This is a genomic window from Pseudomonas sp. QS1027, assembly GCF_002814235.1.
GTDB lineage: Bacteria > Pseudomonadota > Gammaproteobacteria > Pseudomonadales > Pseudomonadaceae > Aquipseudomonas.
The window spans coordinates 51,687-75,653 of record NZ_PHSU01000042.1; the positions used below are offsets into that span (position 1 = coordinate 51,687).

Sequence of the window (23,967 nt, forward strand, 5' to 3'; positions counted from 1 at the left end):
GTAGGAGCCGGCTTGCTGGCGATGGCGGCCGACAGGGCAATGCAAGGCTCACGGGCCCCATCGCCAGCAAGCCGGCTCCTACAGGTTCGCGGTGTTTGCACGTTTGCCGTGCTTAGTCGGGCTGGCGCTCGAACGTCAACGTCACTTCCAACCCGCCGCCTTCACGATTGCGCAACATCAGGCTACCGTCATGGGCCGCGGCAATGGTCTGGGCGATGCTCAGGCCCAAGCCGTAGCCGCCGGTCCCGGCATTGCGCGACGACTCCACCCGATAGAACGGCTCCACCACCTGGTCCAGCAACGCCTGGGGAATTCCCGGTCCACGGTCGCTGATCAGGATGCGCAATTGCAGCGGTTGGTCATCGACCCGGATCACCACCTCGCAACCATAACGCACGGCATTTTCCAGCACATTCTGCACACAGCGCTTGAGGCTGCGGGCATACCCCGGCAACGGCCGCAACGCCCGGCCCTCGATGGCCACCGATTCACCGATATCCTGCAAATCGGCTTGCAGGCTGCTCAGCAAGGCATTGATGTCGATGCTCTGCCGCGCCTCGCTGACCTCGCCGCTGCTGACGAAATCCAGGGTGCTGGAAACCATGTGTTCCATGTCTTCCAGGTCGTGGCGAAAACGTTCCTTGATCGGCGTGTCTTCCAGCAGTTCGGTGCGCAATCGCAAGCGGGTGATGGGCGAACGCAGATCATGGGAAATCGCCGCGAGGAACCGCGTGCGCTCGGCAATGCTGGCGATCAAGCGCTGCTGCATGACATTGAATGCCTGGGCCGCCCGTCGCACTTCAGTGGGGCCGTCCAGTGACAAGGGTTCGCGGCGAATATCCCGGCCCAGGGCTTCGGCCGCCTTGGCCAGGGCGTTCAACGGACGGATCGCCAGGCGCACGGCGAGCAAGGCGATGACCACCAGCACCGCGATACGCAGCAGATAAATGCGCATCACATAGTCGAACAGCACATCCAGCGGCGCATTGCTGGTCCAGCCCTGCTCTTCGCGGGCATCCACCCGCAGCCAGCGACCGTCGGGCAGGCGCAGGTCGATCAGAAAATGGCCGATGGCCGGGCGGCTGCCGAACAAGGCCAGCCAACCGAGGTCCTGCTCCTGATCATTCACCACGGACAGTTGCAGCAGGCGCAAGGTCTCGGCGTACCCGGATTTCTCCGACAGCACCTTGTTGAGCAGCCGTTCGGTGCCCCGGTCCGAATCGTCCAGGGTATCGGCCTGGTCACTGGCCTGGTCGCTCAAGGTCAGGTGGAAACGCGGGGTGTCGAGCAACGCGATCAACCCATCGGCCTGGCGCGCGTCACCATGGGACAGGCGCACGATATCCGCCAGTCGCGTGGCAATCAGCCGAGTCGGAATCTCCAGCACCTGGCTGTGACGCACGTCATACCAGATGCTGCTGGTCAGAACCTGGGCCGCGAGCATGCCGGCCACGAGGATGATCACCACCCGCCCGAACAGCGAACGCGGCAGTAACTTCACTCCGGCTGGTCCACAACGACGGCGGTCAACATATAGCCTTCGTTGCGCACGGTCTTGATCAGCCCCGGTTCCAGTTGCTGGCGCAGGCGGCTGATGCAGACGTCGATGGAGCGGTCGAAAGGCGTGCTGTCCTTCTCGAACACGTGGTTGAGCAGGAAGTCCCGGCTCAACGGCCGGTTCGGGTGTTGCAGCAACAGGCGCAACACCCGGTAATCGGTGTTGCCCAGGCTGATCACCAGGCCCGCCGGCGACAACACCTGGCGGGCCCGGGTATCCAGTTGCCAACCGTCGAAACGCAGGGTCGGCACCTCGTCGATCCGCGCCCGTTCGGGAAAGCTCTGGGCCCGACGCAACACCACCTTGATCCGCACCAGCAGCTCGCGCGGGTCGAAGGGTTTGGGCAGGTAATCGTCGGCGCCCAGTTCCAGGCCGAGGATGCGGTCCACCAGGGTGCCACGGGCGGTCAGCATGATCACCGGGGTGTTCGACGTCACCCGCAGCTCACGGCACAGGCTCAGGCCATCCTCCCCCGGCAACATCAGGTCGAGGACGATCAGGTCGATCACATTCAATTCAAGGCGACGGCGCATTTCCTTGCCGTCACAGGCGGTGGACGTCTGGTAGCCGGCATTCGTCAGGTACTCGGAGAGCAACTGACGGATTTCCGGATCGTCATCGACGATCAGCAGGTGATCTGGCTTGGGCATGGCAGAAAGTCAGCGTCCGAAAAAAATCTAGGAGATAGCCGAAAGCACACGGCACGTTGCAGGGAAATGTAATGGAATATTTTGAAGCGCGCTTGCGTGCAGTTCCGATACAAAGCGACCTCCGCCACGGGCAACCGGCTCTTTAGACTGGGAAATCGAAATAAGATTGATTGTAATTTATAACGCTCCACATCGAGTCACTTCTGATGCGTAGCCTGTCTTCCCGGAGCTCCCCGATGATCAAACCCCGCGCGCTCCTGCGCCTGAGTGCCCTGTTCGGTGCCCTGCTGTTCGGCCATGTCGCCGCCGCGGCGGCCCATGAAGTCACCGATGTGCTCGGTCGCAAGGTCGAGGTGCCGGACCATGTCCAGCGTGTGGTGCTGGGTGAAGGCCGGTTGATCTCGGCCTTCGCCCTGCTCGACCGCGACGCGCCGTTCCAGCGCATCGTCGGCTGGCAGAACGACCTGCGCCTGCTCGACCCGCACACCTATGCCGCCTATGCGGCGAAGTTCCCGACGGTGAAGGACATCCCGCTGATCGGCCAGGCCTCGGAGCAGAGCGTCAGTGCCGAGGAGATCCTCAGCCTCAAGCCGGACCTGGCGGTGTTCAGCATCTCCGGCCACGGCCCGACCGAACACAGCCCGGTGGCCGATGTGCTGGCCAAGGCCGGGATCGCGGTGTTGTTCGTCGACTTCCGGATCAATCCGATCAAGGGTACTCATGTGAGTCTCGATGCCCTGGGCCAGGCCCTCGGCCGGGAAAAGGAGGCCCAGGCCTACCTCGACTTCTATGACCAGCATGTGAAAGCCATCACCGACAAGGTCGCGGGCCTGGCGGCTAACCAGCGGCCGAAGGTCTTCCTCGAACTGCTGGCCGGAGCCTGGCAGGCACCGGGGCATACCACCGGCAAGGGCGGCATGGGTGAAGTGATTCGTACCGTCGGCGGGGTGAATATCGCCGAAGGCGTAGTGCCTGGCGCACTGGGGGATATCAGCGTCGAGTTCGCCCTCAAGGCTGACCCGGATGTGTATATCGCCACCGGCAACCACAAGCCGGGTTTGATCCTCGGTGCAGAGGTGAGTCCGGCTGAAGCTCAAGAGGCCTTCAATACGGTGCTTGCGCGTCCCGAATTCAAGAACCTGCGGGCCATCCGTGGCGGTAATGCCCACGGCCTGTGGCATGACTTCTACAACTCGCCGTACAACCTGTTGGCCATCGAGGCCCTGGCCAAGTGGGTACATCCGGAATTGTTCGCCGGGATCGATCCTCAGAAGACGATGGATGAGATCAACCAGCAGTTCCTCGGTACGCCGCTCAAGGGCGCGTACTGGATCGATGCTGCCACTCACAACTGAGGACCCAAGGCGAACGCCCCCTTGTAGGAGCCGGCTTGCTGGCGATTGCGGTGTATCAGGCGACATAGATGTCGACCCTGAGATCGAATCGCCAGCAAGCCGGCTCCTACAGGGATATCCGGCGCCTGCAAGGGCTGCGGTAAGCCTGCATGACGATGAACACATCCATAAGTTCTTCTCCAGCCCTGGACCTGGCCGAAGCCAGCCAGGGCTATCGCCGCCTGCTGCTGCGCCGCTTGTGGCTGCTGCTTCTGCTGGGCGGCGCCTTGCTTTGCGCGATTCTCGTCGACCTCGCCAGCGGCCCGTCCGGCATGGGCCTGCCAGCCTTGCTCGACGGCCTGCTGCATCCGGCCCACCTGAGCCTCACCGACCAGGTGATCATCTGGAACGTGCGCCTGCCCTACGCGCTGATGGCGGTGCTGGTGGGTTGCGCGCTGTCCCTGGCCGGCGCGGAAATGCAGGCGATCCTCAATAACCCGTTGGCCAGTCCCTTCACCCTTGGCGTCTCATCGGCGGCGGCGCTGGGCGCCTCCCTGGTGATCGTCTTCCCGATCTCCAGCGCCTGGCTGTCGAACAACAGCGCCATCTCGCTCTCGGCATTCATCTTCGCCGCCGCCTCGGTGTTCCTGCTGCAAGCCATGTCGCGACTGCGTGGCGCCGGGGTGGAAAGCCTGGTGCTGTTCGGCATCGCCCTGGTGTTCAGTTGCAACGCGGTGGTCGCCCTGCTGCAACTGGCGGCCACCGAGGACGTGCTGCAACAACTGGTGTTCTGGACCTTGGGCAGCGTGACCCGGGCCAACTGGGACAAGCTCGGCATTCTTGCCCTGGTGATCGTGCTGGTGCTGCCGTTTTCCCTCGCCGCCGCGCCGCGCCTGACCTTGCTGCGCATGGGCGAAGACCGCGCCAAGAGTTTTGGCGTCGACGTCCGCCGTTTGCGTTTTGCCTCGTTGCTGCGCATCAGCCTGTTGTCGGCCACGGCGGTGGCCTTTGTCGGCACCATCGGCTTTATCGGCCTGGTCGGGCCGCATATCGCCCGGATCCTGGTAGGCGAGGACCAGCGTTTCCTGCTGCCGGCCAGTGCGTTGGTGGGGGCGTTGCTGCTGTCGCTGTCGTCGATTGCCAGCAAGCTGATCCTGCCCGGAGTGATCGTGCCGGTGGGCATCGTCACTGCCCTGGTGGGGGTACCGATCTTCGTCTTGCTGGTATTCAAACGCGGGAGGCAGCTATGACGGCTCCGTACGATGGCTTGCGAATCGAACACGCGGTGATCGGCTATGGACGACGGGAGGTGGTTCGCGATGTGACGCTGCCCGCGCTGCAACCCGGCACGCTGACGGCATTGATCGGCCCCAATGGAGCCGGCAAATCGACCTTGCTGCGTGGCGTGGCCGGGCTGGAGAACATGCACGGGGCGGTGCACCTGGCCGGCGACGATCTGGCGAAGTTGTCGGTGGCCGAACGGGCGCGCCGGGTGACCTATATGCCGCAGAACCTGCCGCCGGGCCTGAGCCTGAGCGTGATGGAAAGCGTGGTCGCGGCATTGCGGGTCGGGCAACTGTCCAATGCGCAGTGCCTGGAGGAAGCGTTCAAGGCCCTGCAACGGATCGGCATCACCCATCTGGCGGACCAGTGGTTGAGTACCTTGTCCGGTGGGCAGCGGCAGTTGGTCAGCCTGGCACAGTTGATTGCGCGCCGGCCGCAGGTGATGTTGCTGGACGAGCCCACCAGTGCGCTGGACCTGAACTATCAGTTGAAGGTCATGGAATGCGTGCGCTCGCTGGTGCGTGAACACCGTTTGATTGCCGTGGTGGTGCTGCACGATATCAACCTGGCGGCGCGTTATGCCGACCAGTTGGCGGTGCTGCGCGAGGGACGCCTGTTTGCCAGCGGCGCCCCCCAGGCGATTCTCAGCCCGGCGCTGTTTGCCGAGGTGTATGGCGTGCAGGCGCGGATCGAGCGCTGTTCACGGGACACGGTGCAGGTCATGGTCGATCACGCCCTGTAACCCGTTCTCGGGTTCGCCGCTCCCTGCGGGTCAAACACGGTCCGTGTAGGAGCCGGCTTGCTGGCGATAGCGGTGTATCAGGCGACAGGGATATCGGCCGCCAGATCGCAATCGCCAGCAAGCCGGCTCCTACAGGTTTTGCGTTCATCCGGTGGTGCAGTGTTCGGCGTGTCAGGCGACAAGCAGTCTCTGGCTGGACACCACCGTTGCGTACTCGCCGTGCAGATTGCCCAGGGACATGGCATGGACCTCCTGGGCACAGTGGAACGCACCGAAGTAATCCGTCTTGTCGAACGTGTAGCACGCATCCTCCACCACCCAGGTCTCAAACCCGAGGTTGCCGGCCGTCCGCGCAGTCGCCTCCACGGAGTTGTGGGTCGCCACGCCGACAATCACCAACTGCTCGATACCGGTCTCGCGCAGCCAACCCTCCAACCCGGTCGCACAAAACGCATCCGGCACCCGCTTCTGCACCAGCCGTTCGCCCGGCCCCGGCGCGAAACGCTGCTGGAACTCAACCCCCGACTGCCCGGGCCAGAACACCGACTCCGGCGAATGCGACAGATGCTGGACATGCACAATCGGACGCGCGGTTCGACGCCAGTGTTGCAGCAACTCAAGCATCCGCTCTTCAGCCTCGGGATTGTTGCGTGGCCCCAGCTTCGGATGAAGAATGCCTTGCTGCTGGTCGATCAGGATCAACGCCGCGTTTACCTGGATATCCCTGTTCATGCCTTTTCCCTTCCGATTTATCGCTCAAAACTCGAAATAAGCCCGCCCGCCGTCTTGCGCGCCTTCCTCCTGCTCACTAACGTAGCGCCTTTACTGACGCTACCCCCCGCAGGAGCTTTGCCATGGCCTCGCCAGCCTTTTCCTTCTCTCTCAAGCAATGTGGCGTTGCCGCCGCCATGGCGGGCCTGCTCGGCCTGACTGGTTGCCAGACCTGGAACTCCCAGGACAGCCTGCCACCGACCTCCGGCGTACAGCCGATCAAAGGCCTGGCGCAGAACGTCTCGGTGCGCCGCAACAGCCTCGGCATGCCGCTGATCGAAAGCAACACCTTTCACGATGCGCTGTTCACCCTCGGTTACGTCCACGCCAGCGACCGCATCACCCAGATGGTCACCCTGCGCCTGCTCGCCGAGGGCCGGCTTGCCGAAATCAACGGCCCGGACGCCCTCGACACCGACCGTTTCATGCGTGCCGTCAACCTGAAGAAAAGCGCCGGCGAGTTGTACAACGCCTCGTCACCACGGCTCAAGCGCTTCTTCGAAGTCTACGCGCGCGGCGTCAACGCCTACCTGTTCCGCTACCGCGACAAGCTGCCGCCGGACCTCGCCAGCAGCGGCTACCGCCCGGAATACTGGAAGCCGGAAGATTCCGCGCTGATCTTCTGCCTGCTCAACTTCAACCTGTCGGCCAACCTGCAGCAGGAGATTTCCAGCCTGGTCCTGGCGCAGAAAGTCGGCGTCGACAAACTCGCCTGGCTGACCCCGGCCGCCCCGGACGAACCGCTGCCCCTGGCCGAAGCCGAGAAACTCAAGGGCATCGCCCTCAGCCAGGTCTCGGGCCTGGGCGCGCTGAACAAGGCCGCCGAGCAAGTCGCCGCGCTGAATATCCTCGGCTCCGGCACCTCGACCAACTGGGCCATCGGCCCGCAGCGCGCCCGCAGCGGCAAGAGCCTGCTGGCCGCCGACCTGCAACAACCGACCAGCGCCCCCGCCGCCTGGAACTACGTGCAGATCTACGCACCGAAGTATCGGGCCGCCGGGACCTCGATCGCCGGCCTGCCGATGCTGCTGTCCGGTTTCAACGGCAAGGTGGCCTGGAGCATGGCCGCCGTGCCGGGGGACAACCAGGACCTGTTCCTGGAAAAACTCAAGCGCCAGGGCAATGCGCTCTATTACGAAGCCGACGGCAAGTGGCTGCCGGCCATCGTGCGCAACGAAACCTACTTCATCAAGGGCCAGCGCTCGATCCGCGAGACGGTATTCGAAACCCGTCACGGCCCGCTGCTCAACAGTGCACTGGACAACACCGCCCTGACCGGCGGCTACGGCCTGGCCCTGCAGACCGCCTCGTTCAAGGACGACAAGAGCCTGGATGCGTTCTTCGACCTGTCCCGTGCCCAGAGCGCCGAGAAAGCCTCCGATGCCAGCCGGGAAATCCGCGCCATCGCGCTGAACATGGTCTTCGCCGACGCCAGCCATATCGGTTGGCAGGTCACCGGGCGCTTCCCCAACCGCCGCGAAGGCGAAGGCCTGTTGCCGTCGCCGGGCTGGGACAGCCGCTTCGACTGGGACGGCTACGCCGACGCGATGCTCCACCCTTATGACCAGGACCCGGGCCAGGGCTGGCTGGGCACCGCCAACCAGCGCACCGCGGCGCGCGGTTACGGCATGCAATTGTCCAACGCCTGGTACTACCCGGAACGCGGCGAACGCCTGGCTGAACTGGCCGCTGCCGGCAAGCAGGACGGCCGCAGCACCATCGCCATGCAGTACGACCAGAGCACCACGTTCGCCAACAAACTGAAGAAAATGTTCGAAGCACCGGGCATGGCCGGGCCGCTCAAGCAAGCCATCGACGCCCTGCCGGAAGCCGAACGCGGCAAGGCACGCGAAGCCCTCGGCCGGTTGATGGCGTTCGACGGCAGGCTCAGCGCGACCTCGGCCGATGCCGCACTGTATGAGCTGTTCCTGCAGGAAAGCATGAAGCAGATCTTCCTCGACAAGCTCGGCCCGGAGAACGGTCCGGTCTGGCAGGCCTTTGTCGCCAACGGCAAGCTGTCCTACTCGGCCCAGGCCGATCACCTGCTGGGCCGCGAGGACAGCCCGTTCTGGGATGACAGCCGCACGCCACAGAAAGAAGACAAGCCGGTCATCCTGGCCCGCAGCCTGGCCGCCGCGATCAGCGCCGGTGACAGCCTGCTGGGCAGCGATCACAAAGCCTGGCAATGGGGCACGCTGCACCGTTATAGCTGGAAGAACGGCGCCGGCCAGGTGATTCGCGGACCGATCCAGGCCGGCGGCGACCACACCACGCTGAACACCTCGGCCTATGCCTGGGGCGGCGGAAACTTCGACGTCACCCAGGTGCCGGGCGTGCGCATGATCGTCGACTTCGGCCAGATCGAACCGATGAGCGGCCAGCAGAGCCCCGGGCAATCCGGCAATCCGGCCAGCCCGAGCTACGCCAGCGGTATCGATGGCTGGTTGAAGGCCCAGTACGTCAGCTTCCCGATGCAACAGCAGAACTTCGACAAGGCCTACGGCACCACGCGCCTGACCCTGACGCCCGGCAAGTAACACCTCACTGCCGGGTCCGGCCTGCCAGCGATGGCCTCATCGCTGGCAAGTCGGTTCCTAAAGTTACGGGTGTCACCCTTCCCAACGTGTAACTGCACCCTTTTCTCACTCGCGAACGCACCAATATTGTGCAATTTATTTCAGCCGCCCAATTTCGGGCATGATTAGCTGGCTCGGAGCCATATTCCTGCCTTTTAAAACACTTGTTCGTGACTCTGGTTCGGAAATTGCTACTTTTATCAGGTCATACGCGTTCCAGTAACAGTACTCAGTGCGCCACAAGCGCTCATATTGGTTTTTAGGGAATAAATAATGAAAAAAGCATTGCTGACCCTTTCTGCACTGGCTCTCTGCATGGCCGCCGGCTCCGCTATGGCCAAGGAATACAAGGAACTGCGCTTCGGCGTCGACCCTTCGTACGCGCCATTCGAGTCCAAGGCTGCAGACGGTAGCCTGGTCGGCTTCGACATTGATCTGGGCAACGCCATCTGCGCCGAGCTGAAGGTCACCTGCAAATGGGTCGAAAGTGACTTCGACGGCATGATCCCTGGCCTGAACGCCAACAAGTTCGACGGTGTGATTTCGTCGATGACCGTGACCGAAGCCCGCCAGAAGGCCATCGACTTCTCCAACGAGCTGTTCTCCGGCCCGACTTCCCTGGTGTTCAAAAAGGGTGCGAACTTCTCCACGCCTGAGTCCCTCAAGGGCAAAACCGTGGGCTACGAGCAAGGCACCATCCAGGAAGCCTACGCCAAGGCCGTACTGGACAAGGCTGGTGTGACCACCAAGGCCTACGCCAACCAGGACCAGGTTTATGCTGACCTGACCTCCGGCCGCCTCGACGCTTCGGTGCAGGATATGCTGCAAGCCGAGCTGGGCTTCCTGAAGTCGCCAGCGGGCGCCGGCTACGAAGTCAGCAAGCCGATCGACGATCCACTGCTGCCAGCTAAAACCGCAGTCGGTATCAAAAAAGGCAACAAAGAGCTGAAAGCCCTGTTGGATAAAGGTCTTGCAGCCTTGCACAAAGATGGCAAGTACGCGGAAATCCAGAAGAAGAACTTTGGTGAGCTGAACCTGTACAGCGGGAAGTGATCCCTTGGCGCCCCTCGTCCGAGGGGCGCCTTTTCGACTGCCAAAGGTCTGATTTTTCATGTTCGACAACCTCCTGCAAACTCTGGGGCTTTCGGCCTTCAGCCTGAAGGGCTTTGGCCCGATTCTGCTGCAAGGCACCTGGATGACCGTCCAGCTCTCCATCCTCTCGCTGCTGGTCAGCGTGCTACTGGGCCTGCTCGGCGCCAGTGCCAAATTATCCAGCTTCAGCCTGTTGCGCATTCCGGCCCAGCTCTACACCACGCTGATTCGCGGGGTTCCCGACCTGGTGCTGATGCTGCTGATTTTCTACAGCCTGCAAACCTGGCTCTCGACCCTGACCGATGCCATGGACTGGGACTACATCGAGATTGACCCGTTTGCCGCCGGGGTCATCACCCTGGGCTTTATCTACGGTGCCTATTTCACCGAAACCTTCCGTGGTGCGATTCTCGCCGTGCCACGCGGGCAGCTTGAAGCCGCCACAGCCTATGGCCTGACCCGGGCCCAGCGGTTCCGCTTCGTGACCTTTCCGCAAATGATGCGCTTCGCCCTGCCGGGGATCGGCAACAACTGGATGGTGATCCTCAAGGCCACCGCGCTGGTCTCGATCATTGGCCTGGCCGATCTGGTCAAGGCCGCCCAGGACGCGGGCAAGAGCACCTATCAACTGTTCTACTTCCTGGTACTCGCCGCCTTGATCTACCTGCTCATTACCAGTGCTTCGAACTATGTCCTGCGCTGGCTGGAACGCCGCTATGCAGCAGGCGCCCGGGAGGCCGTGCGATGATCGAACTCCTGCAGCAATACTGGCGGCCGTTCCTCTACAGCGACGGCCAGCACATCACCGGCCTGGCCATGACCCTGTGGCTGCTGAGCGCCTCGATCTTCTTCGGCTTCCTGGTGTCGATCCCGCTGTCCATCGCCCGGGTCTCGCCCAAGCGCCGCATCCGCTGGCCGGTGGAGTTCTACACCTACCTGTTCCGTGGCACGCCGCTGTATATCCAGCTGCTGATCTGCTACACCGGGATCTACAGCCTGGAAGCGGTCCGCGAACAGCCACTGCTGAACTCGTTCTTCCGTGATGCGATGAACTGCACCATCCTGGCCTTCGCCCTGAACACCTGCGCCTACACCACGGAGATCTTTGCTGGGGCGATCCGCAGCATGAACCACGGTGAAGTCGAGGCGGCCAAGGCCTATGGCCTGAGCGGCTGGAAACTCTACGCCTATGTGATCATGCCCTCGGCCCTGCGCCGCTCGTTGCCCTACTACAGCAACGAAGTGATCCTGATGCTGCACTCCACCACCGTGGCGTTCACCGCGACCATCCCGGACATCCTGAAAATCGCCCGGGACGCCAACTCGGCGACCTACATGACCTTCCAGTCGTTCGGTATCGCCGCGATCATCTACCTGACGATCACCTTTACCCTGGTCGGTCTGTTCCGTCTGGCCGAGCGCCGCTGGCTGGCCTTCCTCGGCCCGGCACACTAGGACTCCAGAGCATGCGTCATCTGACTCACGAGCTGCTGGCTCCCCTGCCGGGCACCGCCCGGCAGATCCACAGCTTTCATTTCGGGCCGTCGCGGTCCGCAAGCAAGATCTACATCCAGTCGTCCCTGCACGCCGACGAGCTGCCCGGCATGCTGGTGGCCTGGCACCTCAAGCAGCGCCTGGCCGAGCTGGAACAGGCCGGTGCGCTGCGCAGCGAAATCGTGCTGGTGCCGGTGGCCAACCCGATCGGCCTGGAACAGGTGCTGATGGATGTACCGCTGGGGCGCTACGAGCTGGAGAGCGGGCAGAACTTCAATCGCTGGTTCGTCGACCTGAGTGACGAGATCGGCAACCAGATCGAAGAACAGCTCAGTGACGATCCGGCGCACAACCTGCAACTGATCCGCAGCCATCTCAAGGCCGCCCTGGCGGCGGAGGTGCCGGCGACCCAGTTGCAATCCCAGCGCCTGGCGTTGCAACGGCTGGCCTGCGACGCGGACATGGTCCTCGACCTGCACTGCGATTTCGAAGCCGTGGCCCATCTGTACACCACGCCCGAAGCCTGGCCCCAGGTTGAACCGCTGGCCCGTTATATCGGCTCGCAAGCCAGCCTGCTGGCGACCGACTCCGGCGGCCAGTCGTTCGACGAATGCTTCACCCTGCTCTGGTGGGACCTGCGACAGCGCTTCGGCGAACGGTTCGACATTCCCCAGGGCAGTTTCTCGGTGACCGTGGAACTGCGCGGCCAGGGCGATGTGAATCATCCCCAGGCACGTCTCGATTGCCAGGCGATCCTCGACTATCTGACGCACTTCGGCGCCATCGCCGGCGAGCCCGCGCCCTTGCCGGAGCTGCCGTACCCGGCAACGCCGCTGGCCGGTGTCGAGCCGGTGAGCACGCCAGTGGGTGGCCTGCTGGTGTTCTGCGCCGTGCCGGGGCAATACCTGCAAGCCGGGCAGTTGATCGCCGAAATCATCGACCCGCTCAGCGACCGCGTCACCCCTGTTCATTGCAGCGCGGCGGGCCTGCTCTATGCCCGCTCGCTACGCCGCATGGCCACGGCCGGCATGGTGATTGCCCATGTCGCCGGCCGCGAAGCCTATCGCAGCGGCTATCTACTTTCTCCTTGAGGTGCCCATGTACAAACTGACCATTGAAGGCCTGCACAAGAGCTATGGCGAACACCAGGTGCTCAAGGGCGTCTCGCTCAAGGCCAAGACCGGCGACGTGATCAGCCTGATCGGCGCCAGCGGCTCGGGCAAGAGTACCTTCCTGCGCTGCATCAACTTTCTCGAAACACCCAATGACGGTGCCATGAGCCTCGACGGCCAGGCGATCCGCATGGTCAGCGACAAGAACGGCATGCGCGTCGCCGACGACGCCGAGTTGCAGCGCCTGCGCACCCGCCTGGCCATGGTGTTCCAGCACTTCAACCTGTGGAGCCACATGAGTGTGCTGGAAAACATCACCATGGCCCCGCGCCGGGTGCTGGGGGTGAGCAAGAAAGACGCCGAGGACCGTGCCCGTCGCTACCTGGACAAGGTCGGCCTGCCGGCGCGGGTCGCCGATCAGTACCCGGCATTCCTGTCTGGCGGCCAGCAGCAGCGCGTGGCGATTGCCCGGGCGCTGGCGATGGAGCCGGAAGTGATGCTGTTCGATGAACCGACCTCGGCGCTGGACCCGGAACTGGTGGGTGAAGTGCTCAAGGTGATCCAGGGGCTGGCCGAGGAAGGCCGGACCATGATCATGGTGACCCACGAGATGAGCTTCGCCCGCAAGGTTTCCAGCCAGGTGCTGTTCCTGCACCAGGGCCTGGTGGAAGAACAAGGCGCGCCGGACGATGTGCTGGGCAATCCGCAGAGCGAGCGGCTGCGGCAGTTCCTGAGCGGCAACCTGAAGTAATCAAAACGGGTCTCGTGGGGGCTGCTTTTGTGGGAGCGGAGCTTGCCCGCGAAGCTTTTGGCGTCCCCACGGGCCTCTTCGCGGGCAAGCTCCGCTCCCACAAGGGCGATCTGCACCCACACAAGCCCTTCATCAAGAACGCGGCTCTTCAGCCGTGCGCCGCCGGCCATGGATAGGCCAGCCACGTCTCCAGACGCTTGGCGAAGCGGCCGCTTTCCATATCCTGGTGCAGCCACTGGTCGACATACTGCTTGAGCACGATGTCGCGGGGCAGCAACACGGCCTTCTCGGAGAAGTCGAACGGTTGGTCCGGATGCACCGCGCACAGCTCGGGATGCAATTTCTGCTGCACCCGGGTTTCCACCGCGTCGGTCATCATCAGGTCGGCCTTGCCGTCGACGATCTGCTGGAAAATCGTCACGTTGTCCGGATGCACGAGAATCTGCGCCTGCTTGAGATTGGCACGGGCGAACTTCTCGTTGGTCCCGCCGGGATTGACGATAGCCCTGACGTTCGGCCGGTCGATCTGGGCCAGGGTCTGGAACGCCTGCTGCCGGGAACAGAGGGTGATCGGCGTCTTGCCGTCACGCTGGTAAGGCTGCGAGAAAAACGCCAGCTTCTGGCGCTCCATGTTTACCGAGATCCCGCTGATCGCCAGGTCGAACTTGTCGGCCTGCAGATCGCCCATCAGCGTCGGCCAGGTGGTCGGCACCAGTTCCAGCTTGACCCCCAGGGACGCCGCCAGCCCTTCGGCCAGCTCGATATCCAGGCCGATAAAGCCATCCGCATTCTTGTAGCTGAAGGGCTTGTAGTCACCGGTGGTGCCGACGCGCAGCACGCCTTGTTCGACGATATGGTCGAGGCGGCTGTGGGTGGCCTCCTGCTGGGAAACAGCGCTACTGGTCAGCGGCTGCGGCGCGGCAATGGCAGTGCCGGCCAGTAACAGTCCGGCGAACAGGCAGCGGGAAAAATACGCGGGAATGGCAAACGTCATGAGTGGCCCTTTTTCTTGGTTTTGGCCACAGGGGTTTTATCGTATACACGATCGGGAGTCGACTACGTCTTTGGAGCCTGGCTTGCCAGCGATGGCGTACTTGAGATCGCTATCGCTGGCAAGCCAGGCTCCTACAGGTCCGCGTTTGGCCGGGGCCCATCGACACGGCACACACCGGGCTCAGGCAGTGGGAGAACCCGTCTCATCTGGAACTTCCGGCACACCGCGCTCGGGCGGCGGCTGGGAGGGTTTGGAAGGCTCGAAGGGCTCGGAAGGTTGCGGCGTGTCGGGATCAGGCTGTCCCGGGATACCCGGAATGCCGCTGGCCATGCCCTGGGGATACGCCAGTAACGACCAGGCCAACAGACCCACTTGATTGGGTTCAAGTTTCGCCAGTTGAGCGCTGATACTTGGATCGTTCTTCATGGGGGTACTCCTGAGCGTGGAAGCCCGGTCTGTCTTGCACAAACCGGGAAGGTGCACTCAATAGAGTGCCCCTGCGCCGAGGAATTCCCTGTTTCGTTGCGCCCTTCGTCAGGTGCGCGGCAGGGTCACGCCACGCTGGCCCTGATACTTGCCGCCACGGTCCTTATAGGAGACTTCGCATTCTTCGTCGGACTCCAGGAACAACATCTGCGCCACGCCTTCGTTGGCGTAGATCTTCGCCGGCAGCGTGGTGGTGTTGGAGAACTCCAGGGTCACGTGGCCTTCCCATTCCGGTTCCAGCGGCGTGACGTTGACGATGATGCCGCAGCGGGCGTAGGTGCTCTTGCCCAGGCAGATGGTCAGCACATTGCGCGGAATACGGAAGTATTCGACGGTGCGGGCCAGGGCGAAGGAGTTGGGCGGAATGATGCAGACGTCGCTCTTCACATCGACGAAGCTGCCTGCGTCGAAGTTTTTCGGATCGACGGTCGCCGAATTGATGTTGGTGAACACCTTGAATTCGTCGGCGCAGCGCACATCGTAGCCATAGCTCGAGACACCGAAGGAAATCACCCGGTTGTCGGCTTCGCCACGCACCTGGCGCTCGACGAAAGGCTCGATCATGCCGTGCTCTTGCGCCATGCGGCGAATCCACTTGTCCGATTTGATGCTCATGGCGGGTGTCCTGATATAACGAGGTGGAGAAATTCTGTCCGGCATCTTACCGGGGTGCGCCGCCGGGTTAAAGCGCCGACGCCGCTTCTCGCGATGACGCTGTCCCCAGGCCTGACAAATCGGCTATTTGAGCGGGGCTGTCCCCCTCGCCGGCCGCCGTCAGTCACGAAATAGGCGAAACCTTGTTGAAGACCATTGGCACGTCTCGGAAAGTGGGGTATGGTGGCGCCACTGTGCTGCTTGTGTCACTGAGAATCTCTACACGATGTTGAATTTCGATCCAACCATCTCCAAGAATTTTTCCTGCTCTTTGCACTCAGTCTCGGCCAGGGCTTTTCCTGCGTCGCAGTTAACTTTGTCCAAGGAGACATCAAATGTCTAATCGCCAAACCGGTACCGTTAAGTGGTTCAACGATGAAAAAGGCTTCGGCTTCATCACTCCACAATCCGGTGACGACCTGTTCGTACACTTCAAAGCAATCCAATCCGACGGCTTCAAAAGCCTGAAAGAAGGCCAACAGGTTTCTTTCATCGCTACCCGCGGTCAGAAAGGCATGCAAGCTGAAGAAGTTCAAGTTATCTAACTTGTACTGATCCAGTAAAAAGCCCCGCCCTCAAAAGCGGGGCTTTTTTGTGCCCGGGTGTTTTTGCCAGTTTGTACGCCCATCAACCGTACGACGCCAACCCGTAGGAGCCGGCTTGCTGGCGATGGCGGCGTATCAGGCGACAACGATAACGACTGTCAGATCGCAATCGCCAGCAAGCCGGCTCCTACAGGGACCGTGCTGCGCCTCGATTGAGGCGCAACGGCATCAATCGTCGCTGATGGTGATATTCGGCATCGCCTGGCTGAGCGCTTCCTGCAACACGATCCGCGCCCCCACGTGCCGCGCCAGTTCCTGGTAGACCATGGCGATCTGGCTGTCCGGCTCGGCGATCACCGTCGGCTTGCCACCATCGGCCTGCTCACGGATCAGCATCGACAACGGCAACGAAGCCAGCAGCTCGACACCATATTGGCTCGCCAGCTTCTCACCGCCCCCCTCACCGAACAGATGCTCGGCATGACCGCAGTTCGAGCAGATATGCACCGCCATGTTTTCCACGACACCCAGCACCGGGATATTTACCTTGCGGAACATCTCCACGCCCTTGCGCGCATCCAGCAAGGCCAGGTCCTGCGGCGTGGTGACGATCACCGCGCCGGCCACCGGGACTTTCTGCGCCAGGGTCAGCTGGATATCGCCAGTCCCCGGTGGCATGTCGATCACCAGGTAGTCCAGATTGCCCCAGTCAGTCTGGGTCACCAGCTGCAACAAGGCCCCGGACACCATCGGACCGCGCCAGACCATCGGCGTGTTGTCGTCGGTGAGGAAAGCCATGGACATCACTTCCACGCCATGGGACTCGATGGGCACGAACCACTTCTGGTCCTTGATCTTCGGCCGCGTGCCTTCGGCAACGCCGAACATGATGCCCTGGCTCGGCCCGTAGATATCGGCGTCGAGAATCCCCACCCGAGCGCCTTCGCGAGCCAGCGCCAGCGCCAGGTTGGCCGCTGTGGTCGACTTGCCCACCCCGCCCTTGCCCGAGGCCACCGCCACCACGTTCTTCACGTTGGCCAGGCCCGGAATCTGCGCCTGGGCCTTGTGCGCGGCAATCACGCAGTCGATCTCGACCTTGGCCGAGGCCACGCCGACCAGGCCTTCGACGGCCATCTGCAGCATTTGCGCCCAGCCACTCTTGAACAGCCCGGCGGCATAACCCAGCTCCAGCCGGACCGTCACGCGATCCCCCTGGATATCAATGGCCCGCACGCAGCCGGCGCTGACCGGGTCCTGGTTCAGATAAGGGTCGGTGTATTGGCGAAGGACGGCCTCCACCGCTGCGCGATTGACTGCGCTCATGGGCAACTCCCGAAAAAGACTGAGTAAAACAGGCAGCTATCCTAACCGTTCTGAAGCACAGAGACATTCCACAAGGGGTGAATTATGTGCGCCGGGGCTTTATAGTGGCCGATCTCCGTTTCACTTCAAGTAGCCGAGCCCCATGTCCGAGCCACGCCAGATCCTCGTCACCAGCGCCCTGCCCTATGCCAATGGTTCCATTCACCTTGGCCACATGGTCGAGTATGTCCAGACGGACATGTGGGTGCGTTTCCAGAAGCACCGCGGCAATCAATGCATCTACGTCTGCGCTGACGACGCCCACGGCTCGGCCATCATGTTGCGCGCCGAGAAGGAAGGCATCACCCCGGAGCAGTTGATCGCCAACGTCCAGGTCGAGCACAGCGGCGACTTCGCCGATTTCCTCGTGGAGTTCGATAATTTCCATTCGACCCACGCCGAGGAAAACCGCGAACTGTCCAATCAGATCTACCTGCGCCTGCGCGACGCCGGGCATATCGCCACGCGTTCGATCACCCAGTATTTCGACCCGGAAAAGCAGATGTTCCTGGCCGACCGCTTCATCAAGGGCACCTGTCCGAAATGCGGCACCGAAGACCAGTACGGCGACAACTGCGAGAAATGCGGCGCCACCTACGCACCGACCGACCTGAAAGACCCGAAATCGGCGATTTCCGGGGCCACGCCGGTACTCAAGGACTCCCAGCACTTCTTCTTCAAGCTGCCGGACTTCCAGGCCATGCTGCAAACCTGGACCCGTAGCGGCACCCTGCAGGACGCCGTGGCGAACAAGATCGCCGAATGGCTGGATGCCGGCCTGCAACAGTGGGACATCTCCCGCGATGCGCCGTATTTCGGCTTCGAGATCCCGGATGAACCGGGCAAGTATTTCTACGTCTGGCTGGACGCACCGATCGGCTACATGGCCAGCTTCAAGAACCTCTGCGCACGGCGTCCGGAACTGGACTTCGACGCGTTCTGGGGCAAGGACTCCACGGCCGAGCTGTACCACTTCATCGGCAAGGACATCGTCAACTTCCACGCCCTGTTCTGGCCGGCGATGCTCGAAGGCGCGGGCTACCGCAAGCCGACCGGGATCAACGTGCACGGCTACCTGACCGTCAACGGCCAGAAAATGTCCAAGTCCCGCGGCACCTTTATCAAGGCCCGTACCTACCTGGACCACCTGTCCCCGGAATACCTGCGTTACTACTACGCGGCCAAGCTGGGCAAAGGCGTCGACGACCTCGACCTGAACCTGGATGACTTCGTGCAGAAGGTCAACTCGGACCTGGTCGGCAAGGTGGTCAACATCGCCAGCCGTTGCGCCGGGTTTATCCACAAGGGCAATGCCGGCGTGCTGGTGGCCGGCAACGCCGCACCGGAACTGACCGACGCCTTCCTGGCCGCCACCCCGAGCATCGCCGAGGCCTACGAGGCACGGGATTTCGCCCGGGCCATGCGCGAAATCATGGGTCTGGCCGACCGCGCCAACGCCTGGATCGCCGACAAGGCGCCCTGGTCCCTGGCCAAGCAGGAAGGCAAGCAGGATGAAGTCCAGGCCGTCTGCGCCCTGGGTATCAACCTGTTCCGCCAGTTGATCATCTTCCTCAAGCCGGTACTGCCGCTGCTGGCCGCGGATGCCGAGGCGTTCCTGAATGTCGCGCCGCTGACCTGGAACGATCACGCCACCTTGCTCGCCAACCATCAGTTGAACGAGTTCAAGCCCTTGATGACCCGTATCGACCCGGTGAAAGTGCAAGCCATGACCGACGCCTCGAAAGAAGACCTCACCGCCAGCCAGACCGACACCGGCAGCGCCGCCCCGCAAGGCAACGGCGAGCTGGCCAAGGACCCGCTGTCAGCGGAAATCGACTTCGATGCCTTCGCCGCCATCGACCTGCGCGTCGCGCTGATTCTCAAGGCCGAAGCCGTCGAGGGCGCGGACAAGCTGCTGCGCCTGACCCTGGACATCGGCGATGAGCAACGCAACGTGTTCTCCGGGATCAAGAGCGCCTACCCGAACCCGGCCGAGCTGGAAGGTCGCCTGACCATGATGATCGCCAACCTCAAGCCACGGAAAATGCGTTTCGGCATCTCCGAAGGCATGGTGATGGCGGCCGGACCTGGCGGTGAGGAAATCTACCTGCTGAGCCCGGACACCGGCGCCAAGCCAGGCCAGCGGATCAAGTAACCACCCGCCCCTGCTCGCGGGCCATGTGCAATCATGGCCCGCGATGTCGCAAAACTGGTACGCAGTCCCTCCTTGCCGGATAATCAGCGCTGTTCGCTAACCCGGCATGACCATGATTGATCTTGTATTCCCCCTTTTCAGCGCCGCCCTGCTCAACAACCTCGTGTTGCACTGGCCGCTGGGCGTCGATCCGCTGCTGCAAGCCAGGCCAACCGCCGCCGGGGAACGCCTGACACTCCATGCGCTGGGCATTGCCACCAGCACCCTGATGCTGGTCACCACGCTGATCAGCCACAGCCTCTACCACTATGTGCTGCTGCCGCGGGGCCTGGAAGCCTTCAAGCTGTTCGTCTTCCTGCCCACCAGCGTATTGCTGATCGGACCGCTCCTGACCCTGCTTGCACGCTGCCTGCCACGCCTGCCGTTCGCCGGACTCACGGCGCTGCTGCTGGGCAATGCCGGGATCCTCGGCCTGAGCCTGCTCAACGCCGCCGATGACCAGGGACTGGCCCGGGCGCTCGTCACCAGCCTGGGTGCCGGGCTGGGATTCTGGCTGGTCCTGAGCCTGTTCAGCGACCTGCGCCAGCGCACTTTCCACGAGGCGGTCCCGCTGCCCTTTCGCGGCCTGCCGATCGAGCTGATCGGCGCCGGTTTGATGGGCGTGGCTTTCCTCGGTTTCACTGCATTGGTCAAACCATGAGCCTGATTCAACGTATCGATGCCCTGCTGCCGCAAACCCAATGCGGCAAGTGCGGGCACCCGGGCTGCAAGCCCTACGCCGAAGGCATCGCCCAGGGCGAAGCGATCAACAAATGCCCACCGGGTGGTGGCGAAACCATTGCCGCCCTGGCCGAACTGCTGCACGTGCCGGTCCTGCTGCTGGACCCGGAACGCGGCAGCGCCCCGGCCCAGGTCGCGTTTATCCGCGAGGCCGAGTGCATCGGCTGCACCAAGTGCATCCAGGCCTGCCCGGTGGATGCCATTGTCGGCGCGGCCAAGTGGATGCACAGCGTGATCGTCGACGAGTGCACCGGCTGCGACCTCTGCGTGGCGCCGTGCCCGGTGGATTGTATCGAGATGCACCCGCTGCCCATCGCCCAGGTCGTCCCCGTCGTTGGCGGCCTGGCCAACAGCGCCGAAGAGCGACAGGCACGCACGGAGAAACGCAATCGCGCCCGCCGGCGCTTCGAAAACCGTAATGCCCGGCTGCACGCCGAAGAACAACGCAAGCAGGCCGAACGCCTGGCCCGCACACAACGTGCCGCGCAGCCCGAGCCCGTTGCGACCAATCCGGTGCAGGATGCGATTGCACGGATCAAGGCGCAGAAAGCCGAGGCCGCCGATGCGGCGCTGAAAAAAGCCAAGATCAATCTGGCCATGAGCCGGGCGCAGTTGAACAAATCGTTGAAAGCCTTCGGTCACCCACCGATTGCCGAACAGGCCGCGCAACTGGTGCTGCTGCAACAGCAATTCGAGGCGGCGGAACAGGCCCTGCGCAGCGCCGAGGAAGCCCATGCGGCCCCTTGAAACACCGGACGAACGCACCCGCCAGGCCATGCAGTGGGTGTTGCTCGCCACCTTGCCAGGGATCGCGATGCTGCTCTGGCTCAGCGGTTGGGCCATCCTGATCAATCTGCTGCTGGCCGGCGCCAGCGCGCTGGCAGCCGAAGCGCTGGCCCTGGGTTTGCGACGGCGTCCGCTACGCCCCGCGTTGATGGACGGCAGCGCCCTGGTCAGCGCCGCCCTGCTGGCCATCGCCCTGCCACCCTATTGCCCCTGGTGGTTGACCGTCACGGCGGCGGCCAGCGCCTTGCTGTTGGGCAAACACCTGTATGGCGGAGTGGGGAAAAATCCATTCAATCCGGCCATGCTCGGTTACGCCCTGGTCCTCGTCAGCTTTCCCGGCGCCATGACCCATTGGTCGGTCAACCATGGCCTGGACCTGCTCGGCGGCCTGCAAGCCGTATTCGGCCTGCATCTCGACGGGCAACCGGACGCCTGGGTCCAGGCCACTGCGCTCGACACCCTGCATATCAACAAAAGCCTGACCCTGGACGAGCTCTTCGCCGGCAACCCCGCGTTCGGACATTTCGGTGGCAAGGGCAGCGAATGGGTCAACCTGGCCTTTCTCGCCGGAGGTGCCTTTCTGCTCAGGCAAAAAGTCTTCAGCTGGCATGCGCCGGTGGGGATGCTGGGCAGCCTGTTTATCCTCAGCCTGCTGTTCTGGAATGGTTCCGGCTCGGACTCCCACGGCTCGCCGCTGTTTCACTTGCTGACGGGCGCGACCATGCTCGGTGCATTTTTCATCGTCACCGAGCCGGTCTCCGGCGCCAGAAGCCCCAGGGCGCGCCTGCTGTTCGGTGTCGGAGTCGGTACGCTGACCTACGTGATCCGCACCTGGGGCGGCTACCCGGATGGCGTGGCCTTTGCCGTGCTGTTGATGAACCTCGCGGTGCCGTCCCTGGAACGCCTGGCAGCCAGCAGTGTGGAGGAACCGACAACGTGAACAGAACCGCCTCGGTACTTATCCTGCTGGCCCTGGCCGGACTGGGGATCGGCCTGACCTGGCAGGCGCAGCAACAGGCGCGGCCGCGGGTCCAGGAGCAACGCGAGGCGATTGAAAACCGCCGGCTGCTCGACGTTCTGCCGCCGGGGCAATACCAGAACCGCCCGCTACTGCTGGAGGTCCCGCAGCAACCCCACAGCCTGCTGATCAGCGGTGCCCTGATGCTCAAGGACGGACAACCGGCAGCGGTTGTCCTGCAAAGTCGGACCCAGGGCTACGGCGGCCCGCTTGACCTGATGATCGGGATTGGCGCCAACGGCAGGCTGCTCGGGATCAAGACCCTGTCGCACTCGGAAACACCCGGGCTGGGGGCCAAAATCGCCGACCAGGGCAATCTCTGGTGGCAGCAGTGGCTGGGCAAGTCCCGCGCGGATACCCCCGATAGCGACTGGAAGCTGAAAACGGATGGCGGGCAATTCGACCAGATCGCCGGCGCCACGATCACCTCCCGCGCCGCCGTCGACGCCATTCATGATGCCCTGCGCTACTTCGATGAACACCTGGCGCCACTCATGGGAACAGCCGCCCATGAATAGGCCCGCAATGCTCCGGGGAACGCTGGTCCTGACGCCGTTGCTCGGTGCCAGCGACTCGCTGCTCAAGGCGCTCTCGATCGGGCTCTTGAGCCTGATCGCGATCAGCGCCTATGGCCTGCTGAGCCGGGCCCTCAAGCCCTGGATTCACCCGGGGCTGGCCGGGCTGAGCGGCATCCTGCTCGCCGCCACCCTGGTCAGTTGCCTGTCGCTCGGTCTTCAGGCCTGGGCCTGGGAACTGCACCAGGCCCTGGGCATCTATCCGGCCCTGATCAGCCTGCAATGCCTGCTATTGGAACGCCTGGGGGCATTCGAGCGCCGTCACCTGGCGACCAGCGCCACCTTGCTCGCCAGCCTCGGGGTTGGCCTGCTGCTCATGGGTGCACTGCGGGAACTGCTGGGTAACGGCACAGTGCTGGATCATTTACGCTGGCTGGTCCCGAGCGCAAGCGAGCTGCCACGCCTGTGGGCCATCCAGGACGGACTGCACCTGGCCAGCCTGACGCCGGGGGCCTTTATCCTCCTGGGCCTGCTGCTGGCCGCCAGACAGGCCTGGAGCCAGCGCCGGCCAGCCCAGCCGGGCTCAACCTCAATTTCAAAGGAATCCATCGCCCCATGAACGCCGCCAAACGCCTGGAGATCTTTCGCAGATTCCACGAAGACAATCCCGATCCCAAGACCGAACTGGCCTACTCGAGCCCCTTTGAACTGTTGATCGCGGTGATTCTCTCCGCCCAGGCCACCGACGTCAGCGTGAACAAGGCGACCGCCAAGCTCTATCCCGTGGCCAATACCCCACAAGCCATCCACGCCCTCGGGGTCGAAGGCTTGTCGGCCTATATCAAGACCATCGGCCTGTTCAACAGCAAGGCCAAAAACGTGATCGAGACCTGCCGCCTGCTGATGGAAAACCACGGCGGCGAAGTGCCGCAAACCCGCGAAGCCCTGGAAGCCCTGCCCGGCGTCGGCCGCAAGACCGCCAACGTGGTACTCAACACCGCGTTCCGACAGCTGACCATGGCCGTCGACACACATATTTTCCGGGTCAGCAACCGCACCGGCCTGGCGCCGGGCAAGGATGTGGTGGCGGTCGAGAAGCAATTGATGAAGTTTGTACCCAAGCCCTACCTGCTCGACGCCCACCACTGGTTGATCCTCCACGGGCGCTACGTCTGTCAGGCGCGCAAACCGCGTTGTGGCAGTTGCCGGATCGAAGACCTGTGCGATTACAAGGACAAGACCTCGGACGATTGAGCCGCTATTGGTTTTATTGATGAGCCGATTGAAAAAATCTTTTTTACCGGGCCG

General features: G+C 63.0%; 23 protein-coding genes and 1 pseudogene. 17 read left to right on the forward strand and 7 right to left on the reverse strand.

The features are described from left to right. Window positions 1–112 precede the first annotated feature (112 nt). A complete protein-coding gene (locus CWE01_RS31500) occupies window positions 113–1,501 on the reverse strand; it encodes an ATP-binding protein (protein ID WP_100944457.1) in 1,389 nt (462 codons plus the stop codon). Continuing rightward, window positions 1,498–2,208, reverse strand: coding sequence for a response regulator (locus tag CWE01_RS31505; RefSeq protein ID WP_100944458.1), 711 nt, complete (start codon window positions 2,206–2,208; stop codon window positions 1,498–1,500). The genes CWE01_RS31500 and CWE01_RS31505 overlap by 4 nt, the downstream gene beginning before the upstream one ends. 236 nt (window positions 2,209–2,444) lie before the next feature. On the opposite strand from CWE01_RS31505, the gene CWE01_RS31510 reads away from it, so the two are divergent. The 3 genes from CWE01_RS31510 (at window position 2,445) to CWE01_RS31520 (ending at window position 5,568) form a co-directional block, all read left to right on the forward strand. Beyond that, window positions 2,445–3,563 carry an ABC transporter substrate-binding protein gene (locus CWE01_RS31510; RefSeq protein ID WP_100944459.1) on the forward strand — a complete coding sequence of 373 codons (1,119 nt, stop codon included), beginning with the start codon at window positions 2,445–2,447 and terminating at the stop codon, window positions 3,561–3,563. Between the two features lie 155 nt (window positions 3,564–3,718). Further along, window positions 3,719–4,792, forward strand: a complete 1,074-nt coding sequence (locus CWE01_RS31515) for an iron ABC transporter permease (protein ID WP_177143383.1) — start codon at window positions 3,719–3,721, stop codon at window positions 4,790–4,792. After that, the gene (locus CWE01_RS31520; RefSeq protein WP_100944461.1) at window positions 4,789–5,568 is read left to right on the forward strand and encodes an ABC transporter ATP-binding protein; all 780 of its coding nucleotides are present in this window, start codon (window positions 4,789–4,791) and stop codon (window positions 5,566–5,568) included. Before CWE01_RS31515 ends, CWE01_RS31520 begins: the two co-directional genes overlap by 4 nt. Before the next feature lie 171 nt (window positions 5,569–5,739). Here CWE01_RS31520 and CWE01_RS31525 read toward each other — a convergent pair whose 3' ends face one another. Beyond that, window positions 5,740–6,300: a cysteine hydrolase family protein gene (locus CWE01_RS31525; RefSeq protein ID WP_100944462.1), complete on the reverse strand. Its 561-nt coding sequence runs from the start codon at window positions 6,298–6,300 to the stop codon at window positions 5,740–5,742. A 122-nt stretch (window positions 6,301–6,422) separates the two neighbouring features. Here CWE01_RS31525 and CWE01_RS31530 point away from each other — a divergent pair, with 122 nt between their 5' ends. The 6 genes from CWE01_RS31530 to CWE01_RS31555 all read left to right on the forward strand — a co-directional run bounded on the left by CWE01_RS31530 (window position 6,423) and on the right by CWE01_RS31555 (window position 13,364). Beyond that, the gene (locus CWE01_RS31530; RefSeq protein ID WP_100944463.1) at window positions 6,423–8,876 is read left to right on the forward strand and encodes a penicillin acylase family protein; all 2,454 of its coding nucleotides are present in this window, start codon (window positions 6,423–6,425) and stop codon (window positions 8,874–8,876) included. Between the two features lie 312 nt (window positions 8,877–9,188). Then, on the forward strand, window positions 9,189–9,968 hold the full coding sequence (locus CWE01_RS31535) for a transporter substrate-binding domain-containing protein (protein ID WP_100944464.1): 780 nt from the start codon (window positions 9,189–9,191) through the stop codon (window positions 9,966–9,968). A 58-nt stretch (window positions 9,969–10,026) separates the two neighbouring features. Continuing rightward, complete coding sequence (locus tag CWE01_RS31540; RefSeq protein ID WP_100944465.1) at window positions 10,027–10,755, forward strand: ABC transporter permease; 729 nt, start codon at window positions 10,027–10,029, stop codon at window positions 10,753–10,755. Continuing rightward, window positions 10,752–11,462: an ABC transporter permease gene (locus CWE01_RS31545; RefSeq protein ID WP_100944466.1), complete on the forward strand. Its 711-nt coding sequence runs from the start codon at window positions 10,752–10,754 to the stop codon at window positions 11,460–11,462. The genes CWE01_RS31540 and CWE01_RS31545 overlap by 4 nt, the downstream gene beginning before the upstream one ends. Window positions 11,463–11,473: 11 nt before the next feature. Continuing rightward, window positions 11,474–12,592, forward strand: a complete 1,119-nt coding sequence (locus tag CWE01_RS31550; protein ID WP_100944467.1) for a succinylglutamate desuccinylase/aspartoacylase family protein — start codon at window positions 11,474–11,476, stop codon at window positions 12,590–12,592. Window positions 12,593–12,599: 7 nt separating this feature from the next. Beyond that, window positions 12,600–13,364 carry an ABC transporter ATP-binding protein gene (locus CWE01_RS31555; RefSeq protein ID WP_100944468.1) on the forward strand — a complete coding sequence of 255 codons (765 nt, stop codon included), beginning with the start codon at window positions 12,600–12,602 and terminating at the stop codon, window positions 13,362–13,364. A gap of 148 nt (window positions 13,365–13,512) precedes the next feature. Here CWE01_RS31555 and CWE01_RS31560 read toward each other — a convergent pair whose 3' ends face one another. The 3 genes from CWE01_RS31560 to dcd form a co-directional block, all read right to left on the reverse strand. Continuing rightward, window positions 13,513–14,358 carry a transporter substrate-binding domain-containing protein gene (locus CWE01_RS31560; RefSeq protein WP_100944469.1) on the reverse strand — a complete coding sequence of 282 codons (846 nt, stop codon included), beginning with the start codon at window positions 14,356–14,358 and terminating at the stop codon, window positions 13,513–13,515. A gap of 180 nt (window positions 14,359–14,538) precedes the next feature. After that, window positions 14,539–14,784 (reverse strand): hypothetical protein, encoded by a 246-nt coding sequence (locus CWE01_RS31565; protein ID WP_100944470.1) that lies wholly within the window; start codon window positions 14,782–14,784, stop codon window positions 14,539–14,541. 108 nt (window positions 14,785–14,892) lie between these two features. Beyond that, window positions 14,893–15,459: a dCTP deaminase gene (gene dcd, locus CWE01_RS31570; RefSeq protein ID WP_100944471.1), complete on the reverse strand. Its 567-nt coding sequence runs from the start codon at window positions 15,457–15,459 to the stop codon at window positions 14,893–14,895. A 374-nt stretch (window positions 15,460–15,833) separates the two neighbouring features. Between dcd and CWE01_RS31575 the strand changes: the two genes are divergently transcribed. After that, window positions 15,834–16,043 carry a cold-shock protein gene (locus CWE01_RS31575; RefSeq protein WP_002554837.1) on the forward strand — a complete coding sequence of 70 codons (210 nt, stop codon included), beginning with the start codon at window positions 15,834–15,836 and terminating at the stop codon, window positions 16,041–16,043. Window positions 16,044–16,271: 228 nt separating this feature from the next. On the opposite strand, the gene apbC is transcribed toward CWE01_RS31575, so the two are convergent. Next, window positions 16,272–17,366: an iron-sulfur cluster carrier protein ApbC gene (gene apbC / locus CWE01_RS31580; protein ID WP_100944472.1), complete on the reverse strand. Its 1,095-nt coding sequence runs from the start codon at window positions 17,364–17,366 to the stop codon at window positions 16,272–16,274. A 142-nt stretch (window positions 17,367–17,508) separates the two neighbouring features. Here apbC and metG point away from each other — a divergent pair, with 142 nt between their 5' ends. The 7 genes and pseudogenes from metG to nth all read left to right on the forward strand — a co-directional run bounded on the left by metG (window position 17,509) and on the right by nth (window position 23,913). Beyond that, window positions 17,509–19,560, forward strand: a complete 2,052-nt coding sequence (metG, locus tag CWE01_RS31585) for a methionine--tRNA ligase (RefSeq protein WP_100944473.1) — start codon at window positions 17,509–17,511, stop codon at window positions 19,558–19,560. Window positions 19,561–19,672: 112 nt separating this feature from the next. Further along, complete coding sequence (locus CWE01_RS31590) at window positions 19,673–20,260, forward strand: Rnf-Nqr domain containing protein (RefSeq protein ID WP_100944562.1); 588 nt, start codon at window positions 19,673–19,675, stop codon at window positions 20,258–20,260. After that, window positions 20,257–21,081 (forward strand): annotated as a pseudogene (rsxB, locus tag CWE01_RS31595) (electron transport complex subunit RsxB); the annotation flags it as partial. The gene CWE01_RS31590 and the pseudogene rsxB, both read left to right, overlap by 4 nt. After that, entirely contained in the window at window positions 21,074–22,066 is a 993-nt protein-coding gene (locus tag CWE01_RS31600) for an RnfABCDGE type electron transport complex subunit D (protein WP_100944475.1), read from the forward strand. The pseudogene rsxB and the gene CWE01_RS31600, both read left to right, overlap by 8 nt. Beyond that, window positions 22,063–22,662: an RnfABCDGE type electron transport complex subunit G gene (locus tag CWE01_RS31605; RefSeq protein WP_100944476.1), complete on the forward strand. Its 600-nt coding sequence runs from the start codon at window positions 22,063–22,065 to the stop codon at window positions 22,660–22,662. Before CWE01_RS31600 ends, CWE01_RS31605 begins: the two co-directional genes overlap by 4 nt. Further along, entirely contained in the window at window positions 22,655–23,278 is a 624-nt protein-coding gene (locus tag CWE01_RS31610) for an Rnf-Nqr domain containing protein (RefSeq protein ID WP_100944477.1), read from the forward strand. The genes CWE01_RS31605 and CWE01_RS31610 overlap by 8 nt, the downstream gene beginning before the upstream one ends. Then, window positions 23,275–23,913, forward strand: coding sequence for an endonuclease III (gene nth, locus CWE01_RS31615; protein WP_100944478.1), 639 nt, complete (start codon window positions 23,275–23,277; stop codon window positions 23,911–23,913). Before CWE01_RS31610 ends, nth begins: the two co-directional genes overlap by 4 nt. Window positions 23,914–23,967: the final 54 nt, after the last annotated feature.